The 16,465-nt window shown below is 50.5% G+C and carries 31 protein-coding genes; 4 read left to right on the top strand and 27 right to left on the bottom strand.

Going from position 1 to position 16,465, the window contains the following annotated elements; genetic code table 11:
* Positions 1-4: 4 nt before the first annotated feature.
* From AFK66_RS08080 to AFK66_RS08050, 7 genes are all read right to left on the bottom strand, one after another.
* A complete protein-coding gene (locus tag AFK66_RS08080) occupies positions 5-205 on the bottom strand; it encodes a hypothetical protein (protein WP_007779657.1) in 201 nt (66 codons plus the stop codon).
* Positions 206-237: 32 nt separating this feature from the next.
* Entirely contained in the window at positions 238-480 is a 243-nt protein-coding gene (locus AFK66_RS08075) for a hypothetical protein (protein ID WP_038882433.1), read from the bottom strand.
* 100 nt (positions 481-580) lie between these two features.
* A complete protein-coding gene (locus AFK66_RS08070) occupies positions 581-1,285 on the bottom strand; it encodes a phage antirepressor KilAC domain-containing protein (RefSeq protein ID WP_007779579.1) in 705 nt (234 codons plus the stop codon).
* Between the two features lie 163 nt (positions 1,286-1,448).
* Positions 1,449-1,913, bottom strand: coding sequence for a lysis protein (locus AFK66_RS08065; protein WP_032967889.1), 465 nt, complete (start codon positions 1,911-1,913; stop codon positions 1,449-1,451).
* Entirely contained in the window at positions 1,903-2,436 is a 534-nt protein-coding gene (locus AFK66_RS08060; protein ID WP_158506671.1) for an HNH endonuclease, read from the bottom strand. Before AFK66_RS08060 ends, AFK66_RS08065 begins: the two co-directional genes overlap by 11 nt.
* A gap of 138 nt (positions 2,437-2,574) precedes the next feature.
* Entirely contained in the window at positions 2,575-3,078 is a 504-nt protein-coding gene (locus AFK66_RS08055) for a lysozyme (protein WP_038882432.1), read from the bottom strand.
* A gap of 2 nt (positions 3,079-3,080) precedes the next feature.
* Entirely contained in the window at positions 3,081-3,317 is a 237-nt protein-coding gene (locus AFK66_RS08050) for a phage holin (RefSeq protein ID WP_012125411.1), read from the bottom strand.
* Positions 3,318-3,537: 220 nt separating this feature from the next.
* On the opposite strand from AFK66_RS08050, the gene AFK66_RS08045 reads away from it, so the two are divergent.
* Positions 3,538-3,729 (top strand): hypothetical protein, encoded by a 192-nt coding sequence (locus AFK66_RS08045; RefSeq protein ID WP_007778777.1) that lies wholly within the window; start codon positions 3,538-3,540, stop codon positions 3,727-3,729.
* Positions 3,730-4,823: 1,094 nt separating this feature from the next.
* On the opposite strand, the gene AFK66_RS22615 is transcribed toward AFK66_RS08045, so the two are convergent.
* The 20 genes from AFK66_RS22615 to AFK66_RS07955 all read right to left on the bottom strand — a co-directional run bounded on the left by AFK66_RS22615 (position 4,824) and on the right by AFK66_RS07955 (position 14,460).
* A complete protein-coding gene (locus AFK66_RS22615; protein ID WP_032967876.1) occupies positions 4,824-5,438 on the bottom strand; it encodes a hypothetical protein in 615 nt (204 codons plus the stop codon).
* 205 nt (positions 5,439-5,643) lie between these two features.
* Positions 5,644-5,823: a hypothetical protein gene (locus tag AFK66_RS08030; protein WP_032967874.1), complete on the bottom strand. Its 180-nt coding sequence runs from the start codon at positions 5,821-5,823 to the stop codon at positions 5,644-5,646.
* On the bottom strand, positions 5,820-6,011 hold the full coding sequence (locus tag AFK66_RS08025; RefSeq protein WP_050570128.1) for a hypothetical protein: 192 nt from the start codon (positions 6,009-6,011) through the stop codon (positions 5,820-5,822). The genes AFK66_RS08030 and AFK66_RS08025 overlap by 4 nt, the downstream gene beginning before the upstream one ends.
* A complete protein-coding gene (locus tag AFK66_RS08020) occupies positions 6,008-6,619 on the bottom strand; it encodes a recombination protein NinG (protein WP_032968653.1) in 612 nt (203 codons plus the stop codon). The genes AFK66_RS08025 and AFK66_RS08020 overlap by 4 nt, the downstream gene beginning before the upstream one ends.
* A complete protein-coding gene (locus tag AFK66_RS08015) occupies positions 6,612-6,914 on the bottom strand; it encodes a hypothetical protein (protein WP_038882429.1) in 303 nt (100 codons plus the stop codon). Before AFK66_RS08015 ends, AFK66_RS08020 begins: the two co-directional genes overlap by 8 nt.
* On the bottom strand, positions 6,907-7,083 hold the full coding sequence (locus tag AFK66_RS08010; protein ID WP_038882428.1) for a protein NinF: 177 nt from the start codon (positions 7,081-7,083) through the stop codon (positions 6,907-6,909). The genes AFK66_RS08015 and AFK66_RS08010 overlap by 8 nt, the downstream gene beginning before the upstream one ends.
* Entirely contained in the window at positions 7,076-7,444 is a 369-nt protein-coding gene (locus AFK66_RS08005) for a phage protein NinX family protein (RefSeq protein ID WP_007778604.1), read from the bottom strand. The genes AFK66_RS08010 and AFK66_RS08005 overlap by 8 nt, the downstream gene beginning before the upstream one ends.
* Entirely contained in the window at positions 7,444-7,668 is a 225-nt protein-coding gene (locus AFK66_RS08000) for a hypothetical protein (RefSeq protein ID WP_007778601.1), read from the bottom strand. Before AFK66_RS08000 ends, AFK66_RS08005 begins: the two co-directional genes overlap by 1 nt.
* The gene (locus tag AFK66_RS21305) at positions 7,658-7,837 is read right to left on the bottom strand and encodes a NinE family protein (protein ID WP_071603027.1); all 180 of its coding nucleotides are present in this window, start codon (positions 7,835-7,837) and stop codon (positions 7,658-7,660) included. Before AFK66_RS21305 ends, AFK66_RS08000 begins: the two co-directional genes overlap by 11 nt.
* On the bottom strand, positions 7,813-8,388 hold the full coding sequence (locus AFK66_RS07995; RefSeq protein ID WP_032967872.1) for a phage N-6-adenine-methyltransferase: 576 nt from the start codon (positions 8,386-8,388) through the stop codon (positions 7,813-7,815). The genes AFK66_RS21305 and AFK66_RS07995 overlap by 25 nt, the downstream gene beginning before the upstream one ends.
* The gene (locus AFK66_RS07990) at positions 8,385-8,825 is read right to left on the bottom strand and encodes a recombination protein NinB (protein ID WP_041461066.1); all 441 of its coding nucleotides are present in this window, start codon (positions 8,823-8,825) and stop codon (positions 8,385-8,387) included. The genes AFK66_RS07995 and AFK66_RS07990 overlap by 4 nt, the downstream gene beginning before the upstream one ends.
* A 193-nt stretch (positions 8,826-9,018) precedes the next feature.
* Positions 9,019-9,291 carry a phiTE_015 family protein gene (locus tag AFK66_RS07985; RefSeq protein WP_038882415.1) on the bottom strand — a complete coding sequence of 91 codons (273 nt, stop codon included), beginning with the start codon at positions 9,289-9,291 and terminating at the stop codon, positions 9,019-9,021.
* Positions 9,284-9,427, bottom strand: a complete 144-nt coding sequence (locus AFK66_RS22725) for a hypothetical protein (RefSeq protein ID WP_007778496.1) — start codon at positions 9,425-9,427, stop codon at positions 9,284-9,286. The genes AFK66_RS07985 and AFK66_RS22725 overlap by 8 nt, the downstream gene beginning before the upstream one ends.
* 1 nt (position 9,428) lies before the next feature.
* On the bottom strand, positions 9,429-9,899 hold the full coding sequence (locus AFK66_RS07980) for a winged helix-turn-helix domain-containing protein (RefSeq protein WP_236610875.1): 471 nt from the start codon (positions 9,897-9,899) through the stop codon (positions 9,429-9,431).
* A gap of 147 nt (positions 9,900-10,046) precedes the next feature.
* Positions 10,047-10,796, bottom strand: a complete 750-nt coding sequence (locus AFK66_RS07975) for a hypothetical protein (protein WP_038882413.1) — start codon at positions 10,794-10,796, stop codon at positions 10,047-10,049.
* Between the two features lie 17 nt (positions 10,797-10,813).
* Positions 10,814-12,694: a toprim domain-containing protein gene (locus AFK66_RS07970; protein WP_038882411.1), complete on the bottom strand. Its 1,881-nt coding sequence runs from the start codon at positions 12,692-12,694 to the stop codon at positions 10,814-10,816.
* A 110-nt stretch (positions 12,695-12,804) separates the two neighbouring features.
* Complete coding sequence (locus AFK66_RS07965) at positions 12,805-13,662, bottom strand: replication protein (RefSeq protein ID WP_032967871.1); 858 nt, start codon at positions 13,660-13,662, stop codon at positions 12,805-12,807.
* Positions 13,655-13,801 carry a DUF2740 family protein gene (locus AFK66_RS22340; RefSeq protein WP_085959971.1) on the bottom strand — a complete coding sequence of 49 codons (147 nt, stop codon included), beginning with the start codon at positions 13,799-13,801 and terminating at the stop codon, positions 13,655-13,657. Before AFK66_RS22340 ends, AFK66_RS07965 begins: the two co-directional genes overlap by 8 nt.
* Positions 13,802-13,835: 34 nt before the next feature.
* Complete coding sequence (locus AFK66_RS07960) at positions 13,836-14,114, bottom strand: CII family transcriptional regulator (protein ID WP_032971330.1); 279 nt, start codon at positions 14,112-14,114, stop codon at positions 13,836-13,838.
* A 118-nt stretch (positions 14,115-14,232) separates the two neighbouring features.
* A complete protein-coding gene (locus AFK66_RS07955; protein WP_012815642.1) occupies positions 14,233-14,460 on the bottom strand; it encodes a helix-turn-helix domain-containing protein in 228 nt (75 codons plus the stop codon).
* Between the two features lie 98 nt (positions 14,461-14,558).
* Here AFK66_RS07955 and AFK66_RS07950 point away from each other — a divergent pair, with 98 nt between their 5' ends.
* The 3 genes from AFK66_RS07950 to AFK66_RS07940 all read left to right on the top strand — a co-directional run bounded on the left by AFK66_RS07950 (position 14,559) and on the right by AFK66_RS07940 (position 16,407).
* Entirely contained in the window at positions 14,559-15,248 is a 690-nt protein-coding gene (locus AFK66_RS07950; RefSeq protein WP_038882408.1) for an XRE family transcriptional regulator, read from the top strand.
* A gap of 365 nt (positions 15,249-15,613) precedes the next feature.
* Positions 15,614-15,928: a hypothetical protein gene (locus AFK66_RS07945; RefSeq protein ID WP_032967868.1), complete on the top strand. Its 315-nt coding sequence runs from the start codon at positions 15,614-15,616 to the stop codon at positions 15,926-15,928.
* Positions 15,925-16,407 carry a hypothetical protein gene (locus AFK66_RS07940; protein ID WP_032967867.1) on the top strand — a complete coding sequence of 161 codons (483 nt, stop codon included), beginning with the start codon at positions 15,925-15,927 and terminating at the stop codon, positions 16,405-16,407. The genes AFK66_RS07945 and AFK66_RS07940 overlap by 4 nt, the downstream gene beginning before the upstream one ends.
* Positions 16,408-16,465: the final 58 nt, after the last annotated feature.

Here is a 16,465-nt window from a genome sequence, read left to right as displayed (position 1 = left end):
TTCCTTACGATGTTTGTTCCCCTTTGTCCGGCTCGGGCACGTATTCCATCTCCTGCACGTTATCAGGTGCCAGGTATACCCATGAGCCGTCTTCGCGAGCAATGCCGATGAAGCCGTTAATAATCTCTGGCTGAGATCGCTTCATCAGACCTTCATGCGTTTCGCCTGTTTTGGTTTTGACGGTGATGCGGTAGGTTTCAGCCATGTTTGCCCCAAGAAAAAACCGCCCGAAGGCGGTTAGTGTGTTGAGCCATTTTCTGAGTAATTAGGCTCTTTAAATTCAGCGTCCAGAAAACCTAAGATGGTTGATGCAGAAATTTTGTTGAGAGGCTCTTGCAGGAAAGCGGATCCGCTATTTGACTCCGATTCCCAAACAAAACGTAACCCTATGTCCCAAATTTCTACAGCTAGATGGCCTTCAGGAATTATTTTCCTTGCTAACTCATAAACTTCTTTAATGCTGATTGATTCGCCTGACATATGACCTCCTGTTTCAACAGTGATCAAAATATCATCATCAGGCGCACTCGCAAATGCGCCTTGTGATGAAAGCCGTTGTGAAAGGGGCTCTCACATCTTCTTAGGCTGCCTGGTCATTGAGGTCGTGACCTGCCAGCAATGCAGCTACCCACTGAATGCCACGCGGAGTGAACTTGGCCTGAGTGAAGGCATGGCCGTTATTCTGGTTCTCTCCGGTTTTCATGGTGAAGCGGCCAGCATCGAGATGCTGAGCATACGGCGTCAGTTTTCCGGCCAGGCGATACATGATGCCCTGCTCAATCAGGAACAACCGGAAGTCTGTTTCTTTCACCTTCAGCAGTTTCGCTGCTTCTCGGAAGCCCATCGCGCCTGTTGCCTCGACGTAGTGATCAACGAATTCGACTTTAGGCGCGGCAATAGCGAGCTTGCTTTCCAGTTGGGCATTCTGCTCTGCGAGGTCTGCTGCGAGACGAAGTGCTTCGGGAAGCGTCTGCGGAATCTGCGGGCCGTGCATCACTTTCAGCTTTGCCAGCACTGAGCGCCTTACAGCCTTTGACTCTCTCATGCCTACCAGCATCATCTGGTCAAAGTCGAGATCGTAATAAGCTGTTTGAGTGTGGTTATTGTTTAACCGGAATTTTTTTCCGGTTCCGTCCAGCTCCAGCTCATCCTCAATTTTTGCCAGAAACTTACGTGGCTCATGAGGGGTTTCTCCGGCTTCGACGCGAGCCGGGTTAATAATGCTATTCAGGAAGTCCAGGCTGCTCATGGACACTTCACGCTCTACCGAGATCATCTCTTTCATGACAATTACCTTTTAGGAAGATGAGCCTGTCGCACAGAACAGCCGCCACCCGAGAGGCCGCCATGATGCCAACGGTTGTTCTCAGGCTCAGCTTTCTGAAAGGCTCGGGTTATTGTTTGCGCGTGCGAAGCGCATAAAAAAGCCCCGCTATTGCGAGGCTCGGTTACTTCAGGCACTGCTGCCGGATGTAGTCCTGCAGATAGTTAACCTGTTTGGTCACTGTTTCGATTCGCTCTCTGAGGGTGAAATAATCCCGTTGAGCGGAGTCTGTAAGTCGGGCGGTGGAAGCATCGCCCAGGCTGCCGGTGCCGGTCGTTCCGTTCGCAGCGCAGGTTGCGTTGAGCTGCAGCCGACGCTTGCCAGTAGCAACATCGCGCTCAAGCTGATTGATAGTGCTCTGAGCATCTGCAAGCTCCTGTGTGTACTTGGCGTCGAGCGCTGCGACATCGCGCTGGCGAGTCTGCATATCTGTGATAGTGTCTTTAGCCAGATTTAATTCTTGGTTTACCCTGGTTAAAGATGCCTTCGTTTCTGTGAGCGCTGACCGGTAATGACTGGCGATGACAATAGCGATTGCCAGTAGCAGAGCCATCACGGCGAATAGAATGAGCCTCCAGTTAAAGGTCATTTTCGCTTTCCGCCAGGCACATGGAGCGCATCCCTGATGCTAAAAAATCACCATGCGTCCTTTCAAGGAAAGACCTATAGGCCATATCAGCATCAGCCTTGCATTCGAACGTTCCAAGGTGTATTTCTTTTTTGTTTACCTTGATTCTGGCGCGCCATTTTTTGCTTTGCGCATGCCAGCTAACACCTTTGCATCCGCTTGTATTTGCAGATGACAAGCCCTTATTTATCTCGTTTTGCGAACGCGTACATTCCCGCAAGTTTTCAATCCTGTTGTCTTGCTTATCGCCATTAATGTGGTCAATTTCGCCTTTTGGTAGGCGACCATGGGTAAATAACCAAACCATTCTGTGCTCGAGATAATGCACACCGTTAAGTTTGATGTATCTATACCCGCTAGCCTCATTTAAAGTCCCAGCGATTCTTCCTGGCTTCACCCAGCCTTTTGCGACTTTCCATATGAATCGGCCGATATCATTGCGGAAATGGAAGTTATCTTTTAGTTGATCTTGAGATATTTTCATGCGTATTACCTTTAAAAAACGAGCCTTGTTGCCCAGAAGCACCGCCCGCAGAGAGGCCGCCGTCTTTAGCGGTGATTCTCCAAGGTTCGTTTCTGAAAGGCTCTGCGTGATAGCGCCGGGCATGGCGCTGTAGGGGATTTATTTCTTTCCGTCGAAATCGCCTATACAAAGCGATCTTTCCATTTCTCGGCGATTAACGAGGCCCGCCCATTTCTGCTTTCCTGCGTACACCCAACGGCGCATTTCTTCACACGCCCCTTCCTGGTCGCCTTTGTTCAGCTTGCGAAGAAGCGTCGATTTAGCGAAGGCGTCACTGCCTACGTTGAAAACGAAGCTGTAAAGCGAGGCGCGCTGGTATTCGTTAAGCGGAACCTTGACCAGCCTGTCTACTGTCGCTTTAGCTGGTTGCAGGTCTTTCCATAAAAGCCGATCGCATTCTTTGTCGGTGTAGGTCTTACCGCGAATGATGTCGTTGCCAGTATGGCCGTCGCAGACAGTCCAGACGCCAGCGACATCTTTGTAGGCCTGATACTTGCGACCCTCTACGCCATCCTTGCCACCGATGAATATCGTGGCGATGACCATCGAACCTGCACCCGCTGCGGCAATCAGTTTATTTCTCAGTGAGGACGGGATAGCCATCGTTAGTCCTCCTTTGATAACTGCCCGGCTGCGGAAGGCCATCGCTCATACGCCTGTATCTGCGCCAGCGTGGTTTTGCGTTTGTAATACCAGTTGATACCGAACGTCAGTAGCGCCACGACAATACCGGCGATAACGCCTACTGCGCTCCACTCGTCAGGACTTAGCCGGGTCAACAACCCATTAGCCACCGTCCCGGCAGATGCGCCATAAGCTGCGCCAGAAGCTAATTTGCTCATATGTGACATCTCACACCTCCGATAGGAAGTGCTGTGGTGTAGTTAGGAAAGGCCAGCGAGGCATTGGATGCGAGGGTTCATCTGTGATTGATTGCCTGTGGCCTAATACGAAAAAGGCCCGCCGAAGCGAGCCTTAAAATTTGTGTGAAGTCATGATTCAAATCACGCCTTATAAACCAAAATGGCTTATGATGAGTTCATCTTAACAAGAGGGAACATCATGACTACTATCACCATTAACACCTACGCACCGGATTCACGTTTCGACATGAGCAAGGAGGAAGCGAAAGAGTTTTTCGCTTTCGTTCAGCGCAAGGCCGAGTCTCTCGGTTATGACGTGGCGTTTGATGAAGCAATTTCAGTTGACGAAGAAAGCGAGCGATTCGTCGAAAAATGTTTCGCTGAGTTTTGATCTGCGACTATGCCGATCAAAGAGTACATTGAGAAGAACTTCCCGAGCCAGGCTGATTTCGCCTTAGCGTGTGGAGTGCTACCTCAACAGGTTACTAAGTGGATTAGCATGGGGTGCATAGTGCTCAACGGGAAGATTTACAGTCCGCGAAGAGATGTCCCATAACCAACCAAGTTAAGATGTTCTCCGCTTCGGCGGGGATTTTCTTTTCTGCCGTCTGAATATGTGTGGTGGCCGGTGCTGATCTCCGGTCATAGCGTTTCCTGTATATCGCGATTTATTACCGAGGTCGCAACTCCTCAGTGGTTTCCGTGACCCGCTTACGATGACCCCACATAGAGATATACAGCTATAGCGCATCAGCCTGCGCATTCACCACAACGGAAAGGAAACTGCCCGGAATCGCACCGACGCCAGCGCTTACCTGGCTTAAAAAGTTCAGCTCCCTTACCTGTTATGAGCTCCGTTTCGTGGAGCAACGGCTGGCGATCAACCCAGCACCGATATGGGATTTACTAAGGCGATATGCCCGTTGTTACCCACGAATGAAAGCACTATCAGTTACGCTGCCTGTTCCGCCAAGCGGTTACGCTACCTGTTCTGTAATGCTCTCATTGGTGTGCGCCCATTATTAATCACACCGGGCCAGTGCGCCGAATTTGGTAGCGGGGAGTCGGAAGACCCCGTGATTTAAGGCTGTTACGCCGCCATCAACATCAGATCATCGTTTGCATTTATCTTTGTGGTCAGTTTCTAAAATGCCGCAAAGTCGCTAACGTGACGAAAACTGGAAAGAGCATTGAGAGGGTTACGCTGCCTGTTCCATAAATGCCCTTGCCGGTTTCGTCTCATGCTTCTTTGGTTTGACGATCCCACTCTTCACGAAATTTAGTCGGGTTATCGAAACCCTGAGTAGCGTTGCAGCTTTTCATATGAACACCTGTTGGTTGGGTTGAGCCAATAAAAAAGCCCCGAGCTATTAACTCAGGGCTTTTTTCTTTTGTTTGGCTGCTCAGTTCGCTTTTGCTCCGAGCATACACAAAATGTACTACTTCGATTTCGCGATTGCAATGCTTTCGGAAAATATTTATTACTTAAGCCGCTAATTGAGGAAATTCATTCTCAATTTCACGCTTCATTGCGAAAAATATTTCCGAGTCGAGCACATTCTCGCACCAGACAACACGACGCCGACATGACTGCACATCCATTCCGGTGACATGGCTCATCAGCTTAGCGATATCTTGCGTGCAATTGCGGTTGCAGTATCGCTTAATAGCTACATCGCGGACGGGGCTTTCACGGTGAAAGGTTTTAACCATTACGCGCTCAACAAACGCAGCATCATCTGATTCTTTGGCGAGAGCGATGATGTTGCTGAATGAAGATTGCGGGATGACCAGTTCGCGAGCTTTCTGATACAGAGCGTCACCCCGCAAGCCTTCTTCCTCGTATAGCCGCATGACAACGCTTTCTATCTGCTTAGCCTTATCATCGCTCCACTGACTGCGAATCATTAGACGCCCGATAACGTTGATAGCCCCGGCGGGCGAATCGTCACCTGCATTAACTTTACCCCAGACCTGCAGCATGTAATGTACCCATGCTTTCTGGCGGGAGTTGATGGTTTTCTTCGGATGCTTCCACACGCGGCGGAAGTGCGCATCGTCAATGAAATTAACCATGCTGAATACTGGTGTGTGCCTCATTCTTCAATACCCCACTCTTTCCAGGCTGCTTTCGTTCTGGCTTTAATTCGAAGGCATGCCCGATGAGCCCGAATAGCTTTTCTTGCTGAGTAATTCGCATAGCACCAGAGAATCCTGAACGCCGCGCAAATCCACACGAAGCCGAATAGCATTGAGCAAACGAGGCCAATGAATGCCAGGGTGTAAATCGTCATTTCAGATGCCGTCATGCTGCGCTTCCTCCATCAGGCTTATTGAGTCCGAGTCGATTGATGACTTCCCGGCGCATTGCTTCGAGCCGCTTGCGCGTCTCGTCATTCGTCCTTAACGCATGGTCGAGGTCTTCAAGCATCTCCTTATCTTTCTGGCGCTGCTGTGCTAATGCGATACTGGTTACTGTGGTCACGATGATGCCTCCTCATGAGAGCGGGCGCTGGTCATCAGCACGCCATTAATGACTGCGTGACGCTGAGCGTGAATATCACCGATGTACTTCCTGACAGTATCACGGTGGCATGAAAGCTTACGGGCTACCTCGCTGAGGCATCCGTTACATTCCTGAAGTAAGCGAGGAACTGTCTGAACGATAATCATGCTGCCTCCTCCCGGCTATTGCGCAGGTCTTTAAGCTTCTGCTGATACTCCGCCTTGATCGCTTTACACTCTTCGATAGTCCAGCGGTGGCGGTTGTGGTTGGACTCAATGTCTTCGACTGCTGACAGGCCAATGCGCCGGATAAGCTCTGCGCGGTACGGCACGAGGTTGCCGCTCTTGTGCTGATTGCATACGACGCATTGCTTATGGATATTGCGTTCATCAAAGCGAAGCTGAGGTGCCGCAGCAGTCGTCCGGTAGTGACCGGCATCCCACTGAGCAGACGTGAACGTTCCGCACGAGATGCATGGCAGGTCGCGGTCTCTTTCTCTGATGAAGGCGTTTACGGCTTGTTGGGCTTGTTTAATCCAGTAACTGCGGGGCTTTAAGGCGAGCTTTCGAATCTTGAGTCTGTCTTTCTGCTGCTGTTCTTCTCTTCGTCGTTTCTTCTCTGCTGCTTTGAGTGCTTTGTCACGCTCCCTGCTTCGTCGCTCCAGCGCTATCTTTGCGCCGCATTCCGGTCCACACCACCACTGATTAGCGAATGCCGGGTGGAACCATTCCCTACACTCTTCGTTTTTACAGCGCCTGCGAGGTGAGTTAGCCATTGGTAATCTCCTTATGCTCTTCATCTTCGTGAGAGAAATCTTCTCCGTCGATTGGCATGAGATTTTCTGGTGATAATGCACCCCATCCATACTCACCTTCAGGGTGTGTAACATCTCCGGTAACAATCCAGGAATATCCATCCATATCCTGTATCCACCTGCGATCGTTTATTGGTGATTTGAATATCTCACCTTCATTCACTAATTGATCGAGTTGCACGCATTTACCGTTGTAATGCGCGTATCGCTTAAGTCCGATGATTATTGCAAATCCGCCAGCTCGTAACTCACTCATCTTCATCCTCCGCCACAAAATGATTCGGATCTCGATACACAAGCCATTCGTTGATGCACTCGCCGCAGGCATATACCTCATCGGCATCCAGCTGCTTGTTGCATCCTGCGCAGAGAGCCCTGGCTATGCTCTGCTGCTCGTAGGTTTGGGTTTGGATGGGGTTAAGCATGGTGGCTTTCCTGCATCATGAGGAAGACAATCATGGCGGCACGGAGGGAGTTCTCATGTATAGCTCGCTTAGAATTGCGGTCAGCAACTCCACGCGCGCCCCATTCGTTTTCATCGAGGTTAATGATGCTGATTCGGTTTTTAACAATAATCGGCCATGCGTCTGACGGGTTATTACATGGGTCATACAGCTTCCAGTGCTTGCGGTTGCTGGTTATCTTGCGCATCAGCACAATGCCGCTCATGTGGTCAGAAATGTCTTCACCGCCATTTACGAACTGATAAGTTTCCTCTACCTTCGTGCCGGTAGCCTCAGCAACCAGTTTATTAATTTCGAAATCACTTAACTTTGAATAGTCCATCAGTGCAGCCTCGCTGTGTTTGTGCCGTCGACTGGCTCAATGGTGATAACCAGCTCTTTGTCTTCCAGTTGCCAGATGAGCCCTTTGTCCTCGTCACCTTCTGTCGCCTGCTCGACGAAGCCCATCAGGTAATTCATCGGGATGTTCATGGCGTCCACGCCATCACCTTGCATGTCTTCCATCAAATCGGCGAAGCGCTCTGCGTACTCATATTCAGCTGTCATGTTTCATCCTGGCGCGTTGACGCAGCCACCGGACATCAGCCAGGTGGGCCGTATACGCGAAAGTTGGGATTTGAGAGGGAGGTAATTCAGGTTTCTTCTTGCGGCGGGGTCGGACGATGAATATGCAGTTTTCCATTACAGCGACTAGGCTGCTTTTCCGTTTTCGCATTTCAGCGCCTCCAGGCGTTTTCTGCCATACGCCATAAGCTCATCGCGCTCGACGGTCGTCATCCGACATTCGCCAGCTCGCGGCCATGGATGCCAGATGATGAGCATTGAACCTTTGGGGTTTCCTTCTGCCGGCTTTCCTGTGCTTGCGTTCAGAAATGAGAGCCGCCCGCCAGTAATGAATCTGACTTCATGCGCTGTCCTGATTGCCTCTTTGAACCACTGGACAGAGGTATCAGCCGGTAGAAGCATCACACAGCCAACACTGTGATCTGCATTCTCCTGTGCTGCTTTCTTAATGAAAGGCATGGGCGCGCTGTATGGTGGGTTCAGCCATGCGTAAGCCCGGCCTACTCCGATCGGCATTTTCGAGAGCCAATTCGCTTCGAGAGTGTTTTCCTTTTCATCAATGAATTTGGTGCAAAGCGTATTGCTCTGACTGGCCGCCGCATCGAGGAAAAACGGAAACTCGCTACGCAATGCTCGGTATATTTCCGGCGGGGTTTGCCAGAGGTCTTTTATCTCAACTGGCGTATTTGATTTGTCTGTCATGCTGCCACCTTCCTTCCTGTTCGTTTTGCCCATTCAATCGCCTCCTGAGCGTCCTCGCTCCACTGGACGTCTCTCTCTGCGCCGAATGCGTAAATCAGCTCCAGAAGCTCACTGAATTCGCTTACTCGCATCTTTGAGGTCGACTGGCCGAGCACGACAAAACCTCCTTTGATGCCCGGTGCTGAGCGCTGGCCTTTGAGAGCCGCGGTGAAGATGTGCTTCCAGTCTTCGCTATCCAGCTTCATGCCATGCCAGACGACTTGCTCAGACACATCGCGCAGCGTGGCCCAAAGACGCTTGTTCTGCTCTACTGAGCGCGTCATTTCCTGAATGGTCACGATGAGAGGTCTTTCGGGGTCGGGGTTAATCTGCTGGATGGTGCGGATGGCGTTTTGCTGGACTAGCGGGGTGCGGATTTCAAACGTTTGTTTCCTCATGATGCGCCTCAATATGTGTATAGGCTATATCCTGTTCTGTATGCTGATGTGCAATTTGAATATCCAGACTGGCTTAGCTGTCGACGATATCCTTCCTCAGTTTTCCGCCACAACTCCATCAGGTCAGGGATTTGACGGCTTCTCATTTGATCGCACAGGTTCATAATGAACTTTGTTTGCTCTTCTTTAGTCATCACTCCCCCTTAACCTTGAGGCCGGCTGAGATAATTGACCTTTTGCATTTGTGTATTGTGTGGTTGGCAATAGCCTGAATTTCATAACGTTGATATGCTGGTTTTGGCAGCTCAATCTCCACCGCTGCGCGGGATGTCTGCCATGCCCACCATGCGACCTGCATATCCCACGCCATATAATCGCCATCGCCGTTCTTACAGACACGTTGGTCGATAAGGTCGTCATACTTTTGTTTTATTGCGGCTTCAAACTGTTCTCTGCTCTTATCCACGGCGCTTCTCCTCTTTAGCCAATACGAATGCACTGCACAGCAGTATCAGTGCGTCAGTGAACATCAGGCCGTCCTGCTGAACGATGGCCGCGAACATGAAGCACAGACCGATGAATACCAGCATTATGATGCTCATATCAGGCTCCGATTCGTGAGGTGATGAGTTTTGCGAAGGGGCTTATCGGCGCAGTCTGGTTAATCGGCTTGCGTTCAGGTGCCGGGTAATACTCGTAGCAGCGCGTTTTGCGGCCATCCGATAGCTCGGTGTGGACATACTTACGTGTCAGCTCGCCGTTCATCTCCAGCACGCGCAGGGTGTTGATGCAGTACACCGGAGATAGCCCGGTAATCTCGCTGGCCTGAATCGCAGTGAGCGCGCCGAACTCTTTCACGCAGCGGATAAGCTCGGCTCTGTGATTAACAGAGTCGACCAGACACCAGCGCCGGGGCTTCTGGCTTGTTCCGGTCAGCTCGCCGTCTTTCTGCATACGGTTGAGTACGACACGCACTGCTTCGAGAGTGTTACCTGTCCTACGGGATATTTCGTTCGTGGTTAAAACCATCCCGGTATTCATGATGGCGAGAATTTTGGCTCGTATCGTTTTCATGGGATTGCTCCGCTCAATACCTCGCCTTACTGATTGCCTGAAGCATTATCAGCTGGCCGGTAAAGAGATATTGTTTAGTGAGTGTTTCGATGTCGATGAAGCGAGGAGTGCCGATGTAGGCAGAGATTACATGGATGTCGTCGAGTGTTATTTGCATGGCTCGGGTGCCGCAAAAAGGAGAGCTTCCTGCAGGCGTTCAAGCTTCACGTATTCCCGTGCCGAATAACCATAATTAATCCAGTCAGCGGCGACTTTTGCCGAGGTTGTATAGTCGTAACATTCCCCGCACTTGGTCAGAAGCTCATACAGGTCAGCTACAGGCGTATACTCGAAACCATCACTGCCGCCAACCGCCTTACCTGCCAGCGATTCGAACTGCTGTGATGTGGTGTCGGTTTCCATGCTCCCCATGCAAGCATGAATGCCTGTTAATCCGCATTTTTCGCATGACTGCATAGCAGACTTAATCATCGCGGCACGACTGGCGTTTTCTGCAATGGCTGCGCATTCTTCAACAATGTCATGCACCGATTCAGGAAACTCATCCAGACATGCACGGATTGCTGTAGCTGCATCCGGCACCGCGACGGGCTGCGGGGCGGCGTAGAGTGGCATCACCTCAATACGGAACACATCACATTCGCTCGGTGACTTCTCGGCGCTACCGTAAACCCACGGATGAATAACACCACTATGCTTGTTGACCAACCGGTGCGCCCATGCAGCCGGCACCACCCGCTCCCGATCTTTGCGCAGCGCCAGAAGCTCGTCCATCGCTACAACGCCGAGACCAAACATCTCGTACTGCTCTTTGTCTTCTACCGGGTCATAGTCCTGCTGCCAGCATTCAAATGCGTTGCGCAGGTCTTTGGCTTGTTCTGTGCTAATCGTGCTCATGGTTAATCCTTGTAATGTCAGATTTGAGAAACGTTTTCCTGCTGCCACACCTCGTCATATTCCGACTTAGGCATGTTAGCGACGTAGTTGTATGGGGATGCGCCTTCGACCTGTAGAAACTGGTGAGACTGGTCATCGAGAAACAGCGGTACGCCACCTTCCCAGCCTTCTCCGTTTCGCTGCTTTTCCAACATCAGAACAGATGCCGGAGCGGCTAACAGTTGCTGGTCTTTATCGTTGAGTTGCTCACCCGCCTGGACGCGCTGTAATGCTCTCTCCCGGCCTTTGTTGCGCCAGATGATGAACAGGTTGTCCGTGAGGTCGGTGATGGCACCAGAGCCTTTCACATCCATTTTGCCGGTGGGCTTTTCCTCGCTGTCTCCTTTTCGGGAGTGAGTGACGAGGATGATGTGAGAGTTGGTTTTGTTCTTGAAGTCGCACAGTGCGTCGACAAACGCTTTTTGCCCGTTGTAATCGTCATCGCCAATGCCGCACTTCATGAGGCTGTCGATGATGAAAAGCCGGATTCCATATCGGCGGCGGGCATAGGTGAATATCTCAATCAGGCGTTCGGCTTTCGCCGTTCCAGTCAGACCGAATAACCATAACCGGTCATCGTAGAAGTTGAATGCCGACTCAATCTCCAGAACCGGAGGCATTTTGCAGCATGTGGCCTGGCGCGTAAGGCGCTTAAGCAGTATGCCGGGCTTAAGCTCCAGAGAAGCAACGCATGTTTTTACGCCCTGCCTCATGGCTTCCAGAGCCATATGACCGACGACTTCCGTTTTGCCGTGGCCGTTAACGCCGTTGACAAGCGTCAACTCGGCTTCGCGAAACTGGAAGTTATAGGCAAGGGATTCCCATGGCGGGTTAAACAGGTATTGCTGCTTACCGTAGAACGCGTTGATGGTATCCTGGTAAAACTCGCGGGCGCTGTAGAGTTCTTCCGGGTCAAAGAATGCGGCACCGCCAAGACACTGCCAGATTTCATCTTCGGAGATGCCATCCATCAGACACTCGTTGATGTCCTTACGTGGTAGCCTGACCATCCGGCAACGATGCTCACCGAGGCGGCTGGCTATCTCTCTGGCGGCTTCCTGTCCTACTTCGTCGTTGTCCATCGATATCCAGATTTCTTCAAAGCGGTCGAGGTTGTGAAACTCAAACTCAATCCATTGCTGCTTCGCCCCCTTGCCGCCGCCGAACGGTACTGACAGTGCGTTGATGCCGTACTGTGAATAGCTCATGCAGTCGATTTCGCCTTCGCACAGAACAACAGAGCGAACTTTACTGTCCAGCGCCTGCCAGCCAAAAAGACAGGGCTCACAGTCACCTTCAGCCATGATGACCTTCTTGCCGTTGGGTCGCTCGGTACTGATGCGTTTTACCTGAATCAGCTCTCCATCGCGCTTATACGGGAATACCAGAGCGTCCAGCTCCCTCTCGCCGTTCCACACCTTGCCACTGACGACTTCGTACGCTTTCGCCGTTTCCGGAGAGATGCCGCGTGATTGGAGGTATTCGATGTGATGCTCGGTTTTATTGCAGTATCGGGCGACTTTCTTTCGGTCAGGACGGGAGAATTTCTTTTCGCGCTTTGCGTCGAAGTGGTGGTCATCGTCACGGATGCCGAGAAACGCTTTGGCTTCCTGCATCGCCTGATGGAGGCTGATACCACGACACGCCATCCACAGGTCAAGCATGTCGCCGCCATCGCCTTCAGCGAAGTCAGCCCATTTCTTTTTGCCGTTGAGGTTTACTTTCAGGCTGGAGCCTTTGTCGCCGTGGACATTGCCCGTCACCCACTCATGCCCGTCTTTCTTGCCGTTCGGCAACAGGTGCGGCGCTACCCTGTCGACCTGCGACCACAGCAGGTCACTTAGTTCGCTTGGTGTCATCAAACTGACCTCAGATCCAGACGGTTAAACCAGAACTCAACGAATGCAGGACTTAGCAAGCCATGGTTATAGCCAGCGATGAGTAACGCTTTGATTCTGGATTTCATGTCTCACCTGTCGAAGAATACATAACCGGTTTTCGACACGGTGATGGTGGAAGATGATTTGGCCTGTGGGGTTTCGGAAGTCGGCTTGTCGTCGTTCCAGCGCTTCCCGTTGAGGTACGTTGCAGGATGCAGATTATCGAAGCCGAACTGCTTACCCTTCCGGCAGGCGATGTCTTCTGCCAGCATCTGAGCAAACTGCTCCGGCGTTCCGCGTGATTCTTTCCTCCACTCCTGAAACTGAGATCTGAATGCAGACATGGCTTTCTGCTTGCCCTTTTTTACCATGCCTGCACACCAGAAAATGCTCTCGAAAGCCTTGTCCGTTTCTTCGTGCCGGGAAGGTGCTTTTTCCTGCTTCGCCTGAACCTGTTCAGGCATAGTGTTTTTATATTGTCTTTCTTTCTTTTGTATATTGTCTTTTGTGTTTGACTGATTCGGTAAAGTGCGTTTTACCGATTCGGTAAAGCTTTCTTTTACTGATTCGGTAAAGCTTTTACTGATTCCGTTAAACTTAGTTTTCCACTCTGACAGGTTGGTGTTCATGCCTACCAGACGCCCTGCCTGAGTGAGAACCCCCATCCTGATTAATTCGTTTTTGGCAGTGGAGCATTTAGTTGCTGCCATACCAGTAAGCGCTGCGAACTGCTCATTGCCTATCCAGTCCATTTTTTTGTTATAGCCATACGTCTTACGCCATACGGCCATAACTATCAGGAGGTGGTGTTGAGTGAGGCCAGAAAGCATCACCGCTTCAAGCAATGCGTTAGCAGTCCGCGTGTAGCCATCTTCGAGTTCTGCCACGCGTGACTCCACGACCTCAACCTGAGGCCTGATTGGTGTTACTGTTGCGAGATTACTCATGACCTTTACCTCTGAATGACTGTTTCACCCGTTCCCACTCAGCCCGGAATCGACCAGGCTGCTTAAAACCGGACAGGTAGCGATCACGAATAATATTTTTGTGTAATTTGTCCTGGTCAGGACTGAGTGTTTTTGACATAATTACTCCTGTTACTCGGCGTAACACAGTGTGCTTAAGCCTCTAAGAATTCACCGTTCTTAGGGGCTTTATCTTTTGTAAGCAGCAACGCTACCTGCTTTGCCAGCTTCGATAATTCCTCGTCTTCAACTCCCCACTCCAGAATTGCCAGCAGCATCGACATCTTCGGGATCATGCTGGATTTCCAACGGGTAATTTGCGACTCATCAACGCCCAGCTGCGATGCGATATTTCGCTGACCGCGAATAGCGATGCGGTTGAAAATGTTGCTGGTAATTGCGTTGGCTCTCTTGCGTGTGCTTGTAAGTTCCATTCGGTATTCTTCCTTTGTTGTTTAGATAGATACGTGCGCAGACCGTGGGGTCTGCCACTAGATGTTTGCTTACCCGGTTAGAGGTGAGCGACCAGAACTGTTAAAGAGCGGGTACTGCTTAGGCGGCTGAATCAGTCGCCTTCATGTATCGGTGCGGGTAGAGAATCTGCATCTCGCTAATCTTCCCCTTGAAGAACTTTGCGAGCTTCTCAGCTGTTTCGAGAGATGGAACCTGCATTCCCCTTTCGATTCGACTCAGGTTGCCAACGTCCAACTGTGTTGCGATGGCTACTTCGGCGATTGTCAGCTTTTTCTCTACACGCATTTTTCTAAGTGGCGTCTGCATATTGCACCTCCGTAATGCGCTATACGCATAATATGCGAAATAAAAAATATGCGCAAGGCGCTTTGCGTGTCACGCATAAAAAAGATTGAATATGAGCCATGAAAATAGGCGACAAGATCCGACAAATTCGCAAAGCGAATAAGATGACCCTCAGCGAGCTTGCGTTGCGCGTCGATAGCGACGTAGGGAATCTGTCTCGCCTGGAGCGCGGCATGCAGGGTTATAGCGACACCCTCATTCAAAAGATTGCAGAAGCTCTCGGAGTTCCTGTAGCTGAGCTATTCTCTTCTAATGAAGCCAGTGATACTGTAGATACATACAGTGTTGGTTCCATTATAAAAAAGGGGAGGAATGATGTGTATCGAATTGACGTTCTTGATGTTTCAGCAAGCGCAGGTGATGGGGCTGCCTCGAAAGACGTTGTAGAAGTTATACGGTCTATCGAGTACGTGCCTGACCAGGCCAGGGTAATTTTTGGCAACCGGCCGGAATCATCTGTGAAGCTCATCAACGTTCGCGGTGACAGCATGGAAGGAACCATAGAGCCAGGCGATCTCATCTTTGTAGATGTCGGAGTCAGTGTTTTTGACGGTGATGGCATTTACGTTTTCAGCTTCAATGGCGACATGTTTGTTAAACGACTGCAAAAGGTGAAGAGCCAGCTGATCGTGATTTCTGACAATCCTCGCTATCGTGAGTGGACAATTTCAGAAGAAGAAATGCATATGTTTCATGTGGCTGGACGTGTAATGCTGAGCCAGTCTCAGCAGTTCCGCCGTCACGGATAACCCACCTTTTGCTTACTAAGCCCGCCACGTGCGGGCTTTTTTGTGCCTGTAGCAAACCCTGCCTAAATATTTTTCTCTTTCTGTTTCATACGCATACATAAAATTCCCAACTTTTTTAACTACACCCTCATATTATGCGCTTGACGCATATGCGCTATACGCATATTATTCATCTCAACAGCAGGACGCTGGTAGCCAAACGGAACAGATTGGCAACGCTCTTTAACATCGATGAACTCTCAACCTAACCGTTGAGACCAGAACCCAGGTGGTTTTGGAGATGGCGCGAATTGCAGCTCACAGAAGCAACCAGAAGATAAGCATCTGGCGCGCCATGTACCTAAACCACTTAACCGGAGGTCAGCATGGCAACCATCATCTGGAAAGAAGCAAAAGGCACTGCCAAGAGCCGCTATAAAGCGCGCCGGGCCGCCAAGATTGAACAGGCACAGCAAGACGCTTCTCTTGCGCGCCGAATCGAACAGAAGCTCTCTGGTTGCGTCAGAGCAGACCGGGCCACTTCGCTCGTAGCTCTCCGCGGCAAGAAGCCGGAAGTAACCGAACGCAAGCGTAACCCGGCCAACCGCAAGCCGGTTAACCACCCTACCCACTTGATTAACGCGCACCAGAAAATGCGCGGTAAATCGATTCCTGCTTATTATGACCGAGGTGACATGTGAACGAACAAGCTAACAAGATACTTGTAGACCTGCTGCAAAAAGCCAGTAATGGCATTGATGCAGCGGTGTCGTTTAGTCAGGCTCAGATTCCTGATGTCATAAACCAATTGTTGCTCTGGAAAGCAGCCAGTAGTTTCTTAATCTTCTTCATAGGGTTATGCCTTATTTGTTTTGGCCCTAAATTCATAGCCCGTTATTACAAGAGAGCCAAATCATGGCACGAGAATGCTGTTCAAAAGGCTCTAGCTGACTTTGAGCAAGGCAAGGCATGGACTAGATACAGACCCGGAAGCAGTGTCACTAGCAATTCTTTTGATTCAATTACAGGATCGGGCTGGGCGATTACACTTGTTGCTGGATTGTCTTCTATTGTTCTTTTTGTCATTTCCCTTGGTGCCGTTACTGAGCTTGACTGGCTGAAAATTTGGCTGGCTCCCAAGCTTTACCTTATCGAATACGCAGCATCACTGGTCAAATAATCACAGGCCGAATAGTCGGCCTTTCTTTTTGGCAGCAAGCCACTTATCTGAGGTGAGA

Source organism: Cronobacter malonaticus LMG 23826 (assembly GCF_001277215.2).
In the GTDB taxonomy this organism is placed as follows: domain Bacteria; phylum Pseudomonadota; class Gammaproteobacteria; order Enterobacterales; family Enterobacteriaceae; genus Cronobacter; species Cronobacter malonaticus.
This window is presented reverse-complemented; position numbering and strand designations above follow the sequence as displayed.

Coding starts and splice junctions, on each gene's coding strand:
- AFK66_RS07975 (WP_038882413.1), bottom strand. CDS start 10,796: ATGAGCACGATTAGCACAGAACAAGCCAAAGACCTGCGCAACGCATTT.
- AFK66_RS08020 (WP_032968653.1), bottom strand. CDS start 6,619: ATGGCTAACTCACCTCGCAGGCGCTGTAAAAACGAAGAGTGTAGGGAA.
- AFK66_RS08050 (WP_012125411.1), bottom strand. CDS start 3,317: ATGAGCAAATTAGCTTCTGGCGCAGCTTATGGCGCATCTGCCGGGACG.
- AFK66_RS07970 (WP_038882411.1), bottom strand. CDS start 12,694: ATGACACCAAGCGAACTAAGTGACCTGCTGTGGTCGCAGGTCGACAGG.
- AFK66_RS08080 (WP_007779657.1), bottom strand. CDS start 205: ATGGCTGAAACCTACCGCATCACCGTCAAAACCAAAACAGGCGAAACG.
- AFK66_RS07995 (WP_032967872.1), bottom strand. CDS start 8,388: ATGACAGACAAATCAAATACGCCAGTTGAGATAAAAGACCTCTGGCAA.
- AFK66_RS07960 (WP_032971330.1), bottom strand. CDS start 14,114: ATGGAACTTACAAGCACACGCAAGAGAGCCAACGCAATTACCAGCAAC.
- AFK66_RS08070 (WP_007779579.1), bottom strand. CDS start 1,285: ATGAAAGAGATGATCTCGGTAGAGCGTGAAGTGTCCATGAGCAGCCTG.
- AFK66_RS07955 (WP_012815642.1), bottom strand. CDS start 14,460: ATGCAGACGCCACTTAGAAAAATGCGTGTAGAGAAAAAGCTGACAATC.
- AFK66_RS07965 (WP_032967871.1), bottom strand. CDS start 13,662: ATGAGTAATCTCGCAACAGTAACACCAATCAGGCCTCAGGTTGAGGTC.
- AFK66_RS22340 (WP_085959971.1), bottom strand. CDS start 13,801: ATGTCAAAAACACTCAGTCCTGACCAGGACAAATTACACAAAAATATT.
- AFK66_RS08045 (WP_007778777.1), top strand. CDS start 3,538: ATGACTACTATCACCATTAACACCTACGCACCGGATTCACGTTTCGAC.
- AFK66_RS08010 (WP_038882428.1), bottom strand. CDS start 7,083: ATGCTTAACCCCATCCAAACCCAAACCTACGAGCAGCAGAGCATAGCC.
- AFK66_RS21305 (WP_071603027.1), bottom strand. CDS start 7,837: ATGCGAAAACGGAAAAGCAGCCTAGTCGCTGTAATGGAAAACTGCATA.
- AFK66_RS22615 (WP_032967876.1), bottom strand. CDS start 5,438: ATGAGGCACACACCAGTATTCAGCATGGTTAATTTCATTGACGATGCG.
- AFK66_RS07990 (WP_041461066.1), bottom strand. CDS start 8,825: ATGAGGAAACAAACGTTTGAAATCCGCACCCCGCTAGTCCAGCAAAAC.
- AFK66_RS07950 (WP_038882408.1), top strand. CDS start 14,559: ATGAAAATAGGCGACAAGATCCGACAAATTCGCAAAGCGAATAAGATG.
- AFK66_RS08005 (WP_007778604.1), bottom strand. CDS start 7,444: ATGGACTATTCAAAGTTAAGTGATTTCGAAATTAATAAACTGGTTGCT.
- AFK66_RS08055 (WP_038882432.1), bottom strand. CDS start 3,078: ATGGCTATCCCGTCCTCACTGAGAAATAAACTGATTGCCGCAGCGGGT.
- AFK66_RS22725 (WP_007778496.1), bottom strand. CDS start 9,427: ATGAGCATCATAATGCTGGTATTCATCGGTCTGTGCTTCATGTTCGCG.
- AFK66_RS08060 (WP_158506671.1), bottom strand. CDS start 2,436: ATGAAAATATCTCAAGATCAACTAAAAGATAACTTCCATTTCCGCAAT.
- AFK66_RS08015 (WP_038882429.1), bottom strand. CDS start 6,914: ATGAGTGAGTTACGAGCTGGCGGATTTGCAATAATCATCGGACTTAAG.
- AFK66_RS08075 (WP_038882433.1), bottom strand. CDS start 480: ATGTCAGGCGAATCAATCAGCATTAAAGAAGTTTATGAGTTAGCAAGG.
- AFK66_RS08065 (WP_032967889.1), bottom strand. CDS start 1,913: ATGACCTTTAACTGGAGGCTCATTCTATTCGCCGTGATGGCTCTGCTA.
- AFK66_RS08025 (WP_050570128.1), bottom strand. CDS start 6,011: ATGATTATCGTTCAGACAGTTCCTCGCTTACTTCAGGAATGTAACGGA.
- AFK66_RS08000 (WP_007778601.1), bottom strand. CDS start 7,668: ATGACAGCTGAATATGAGTACGCAGAGCGCTTCGCCGATTTGATGGAA.
- AFK66_RS07980 (WP_236610875.1), bottom strand. CDS start 9,899: ATGAAAACGATACGAGCCAAAATTCTCGCCATCATGAATACCGGGATG.
- AFK66_RS07945 (WP_032967868.1), top strand. CDS start 15,614: ATGGCAACCATCATCTGGAAAGAAGCAAAAGGCACTGCCAAGAGCCGC.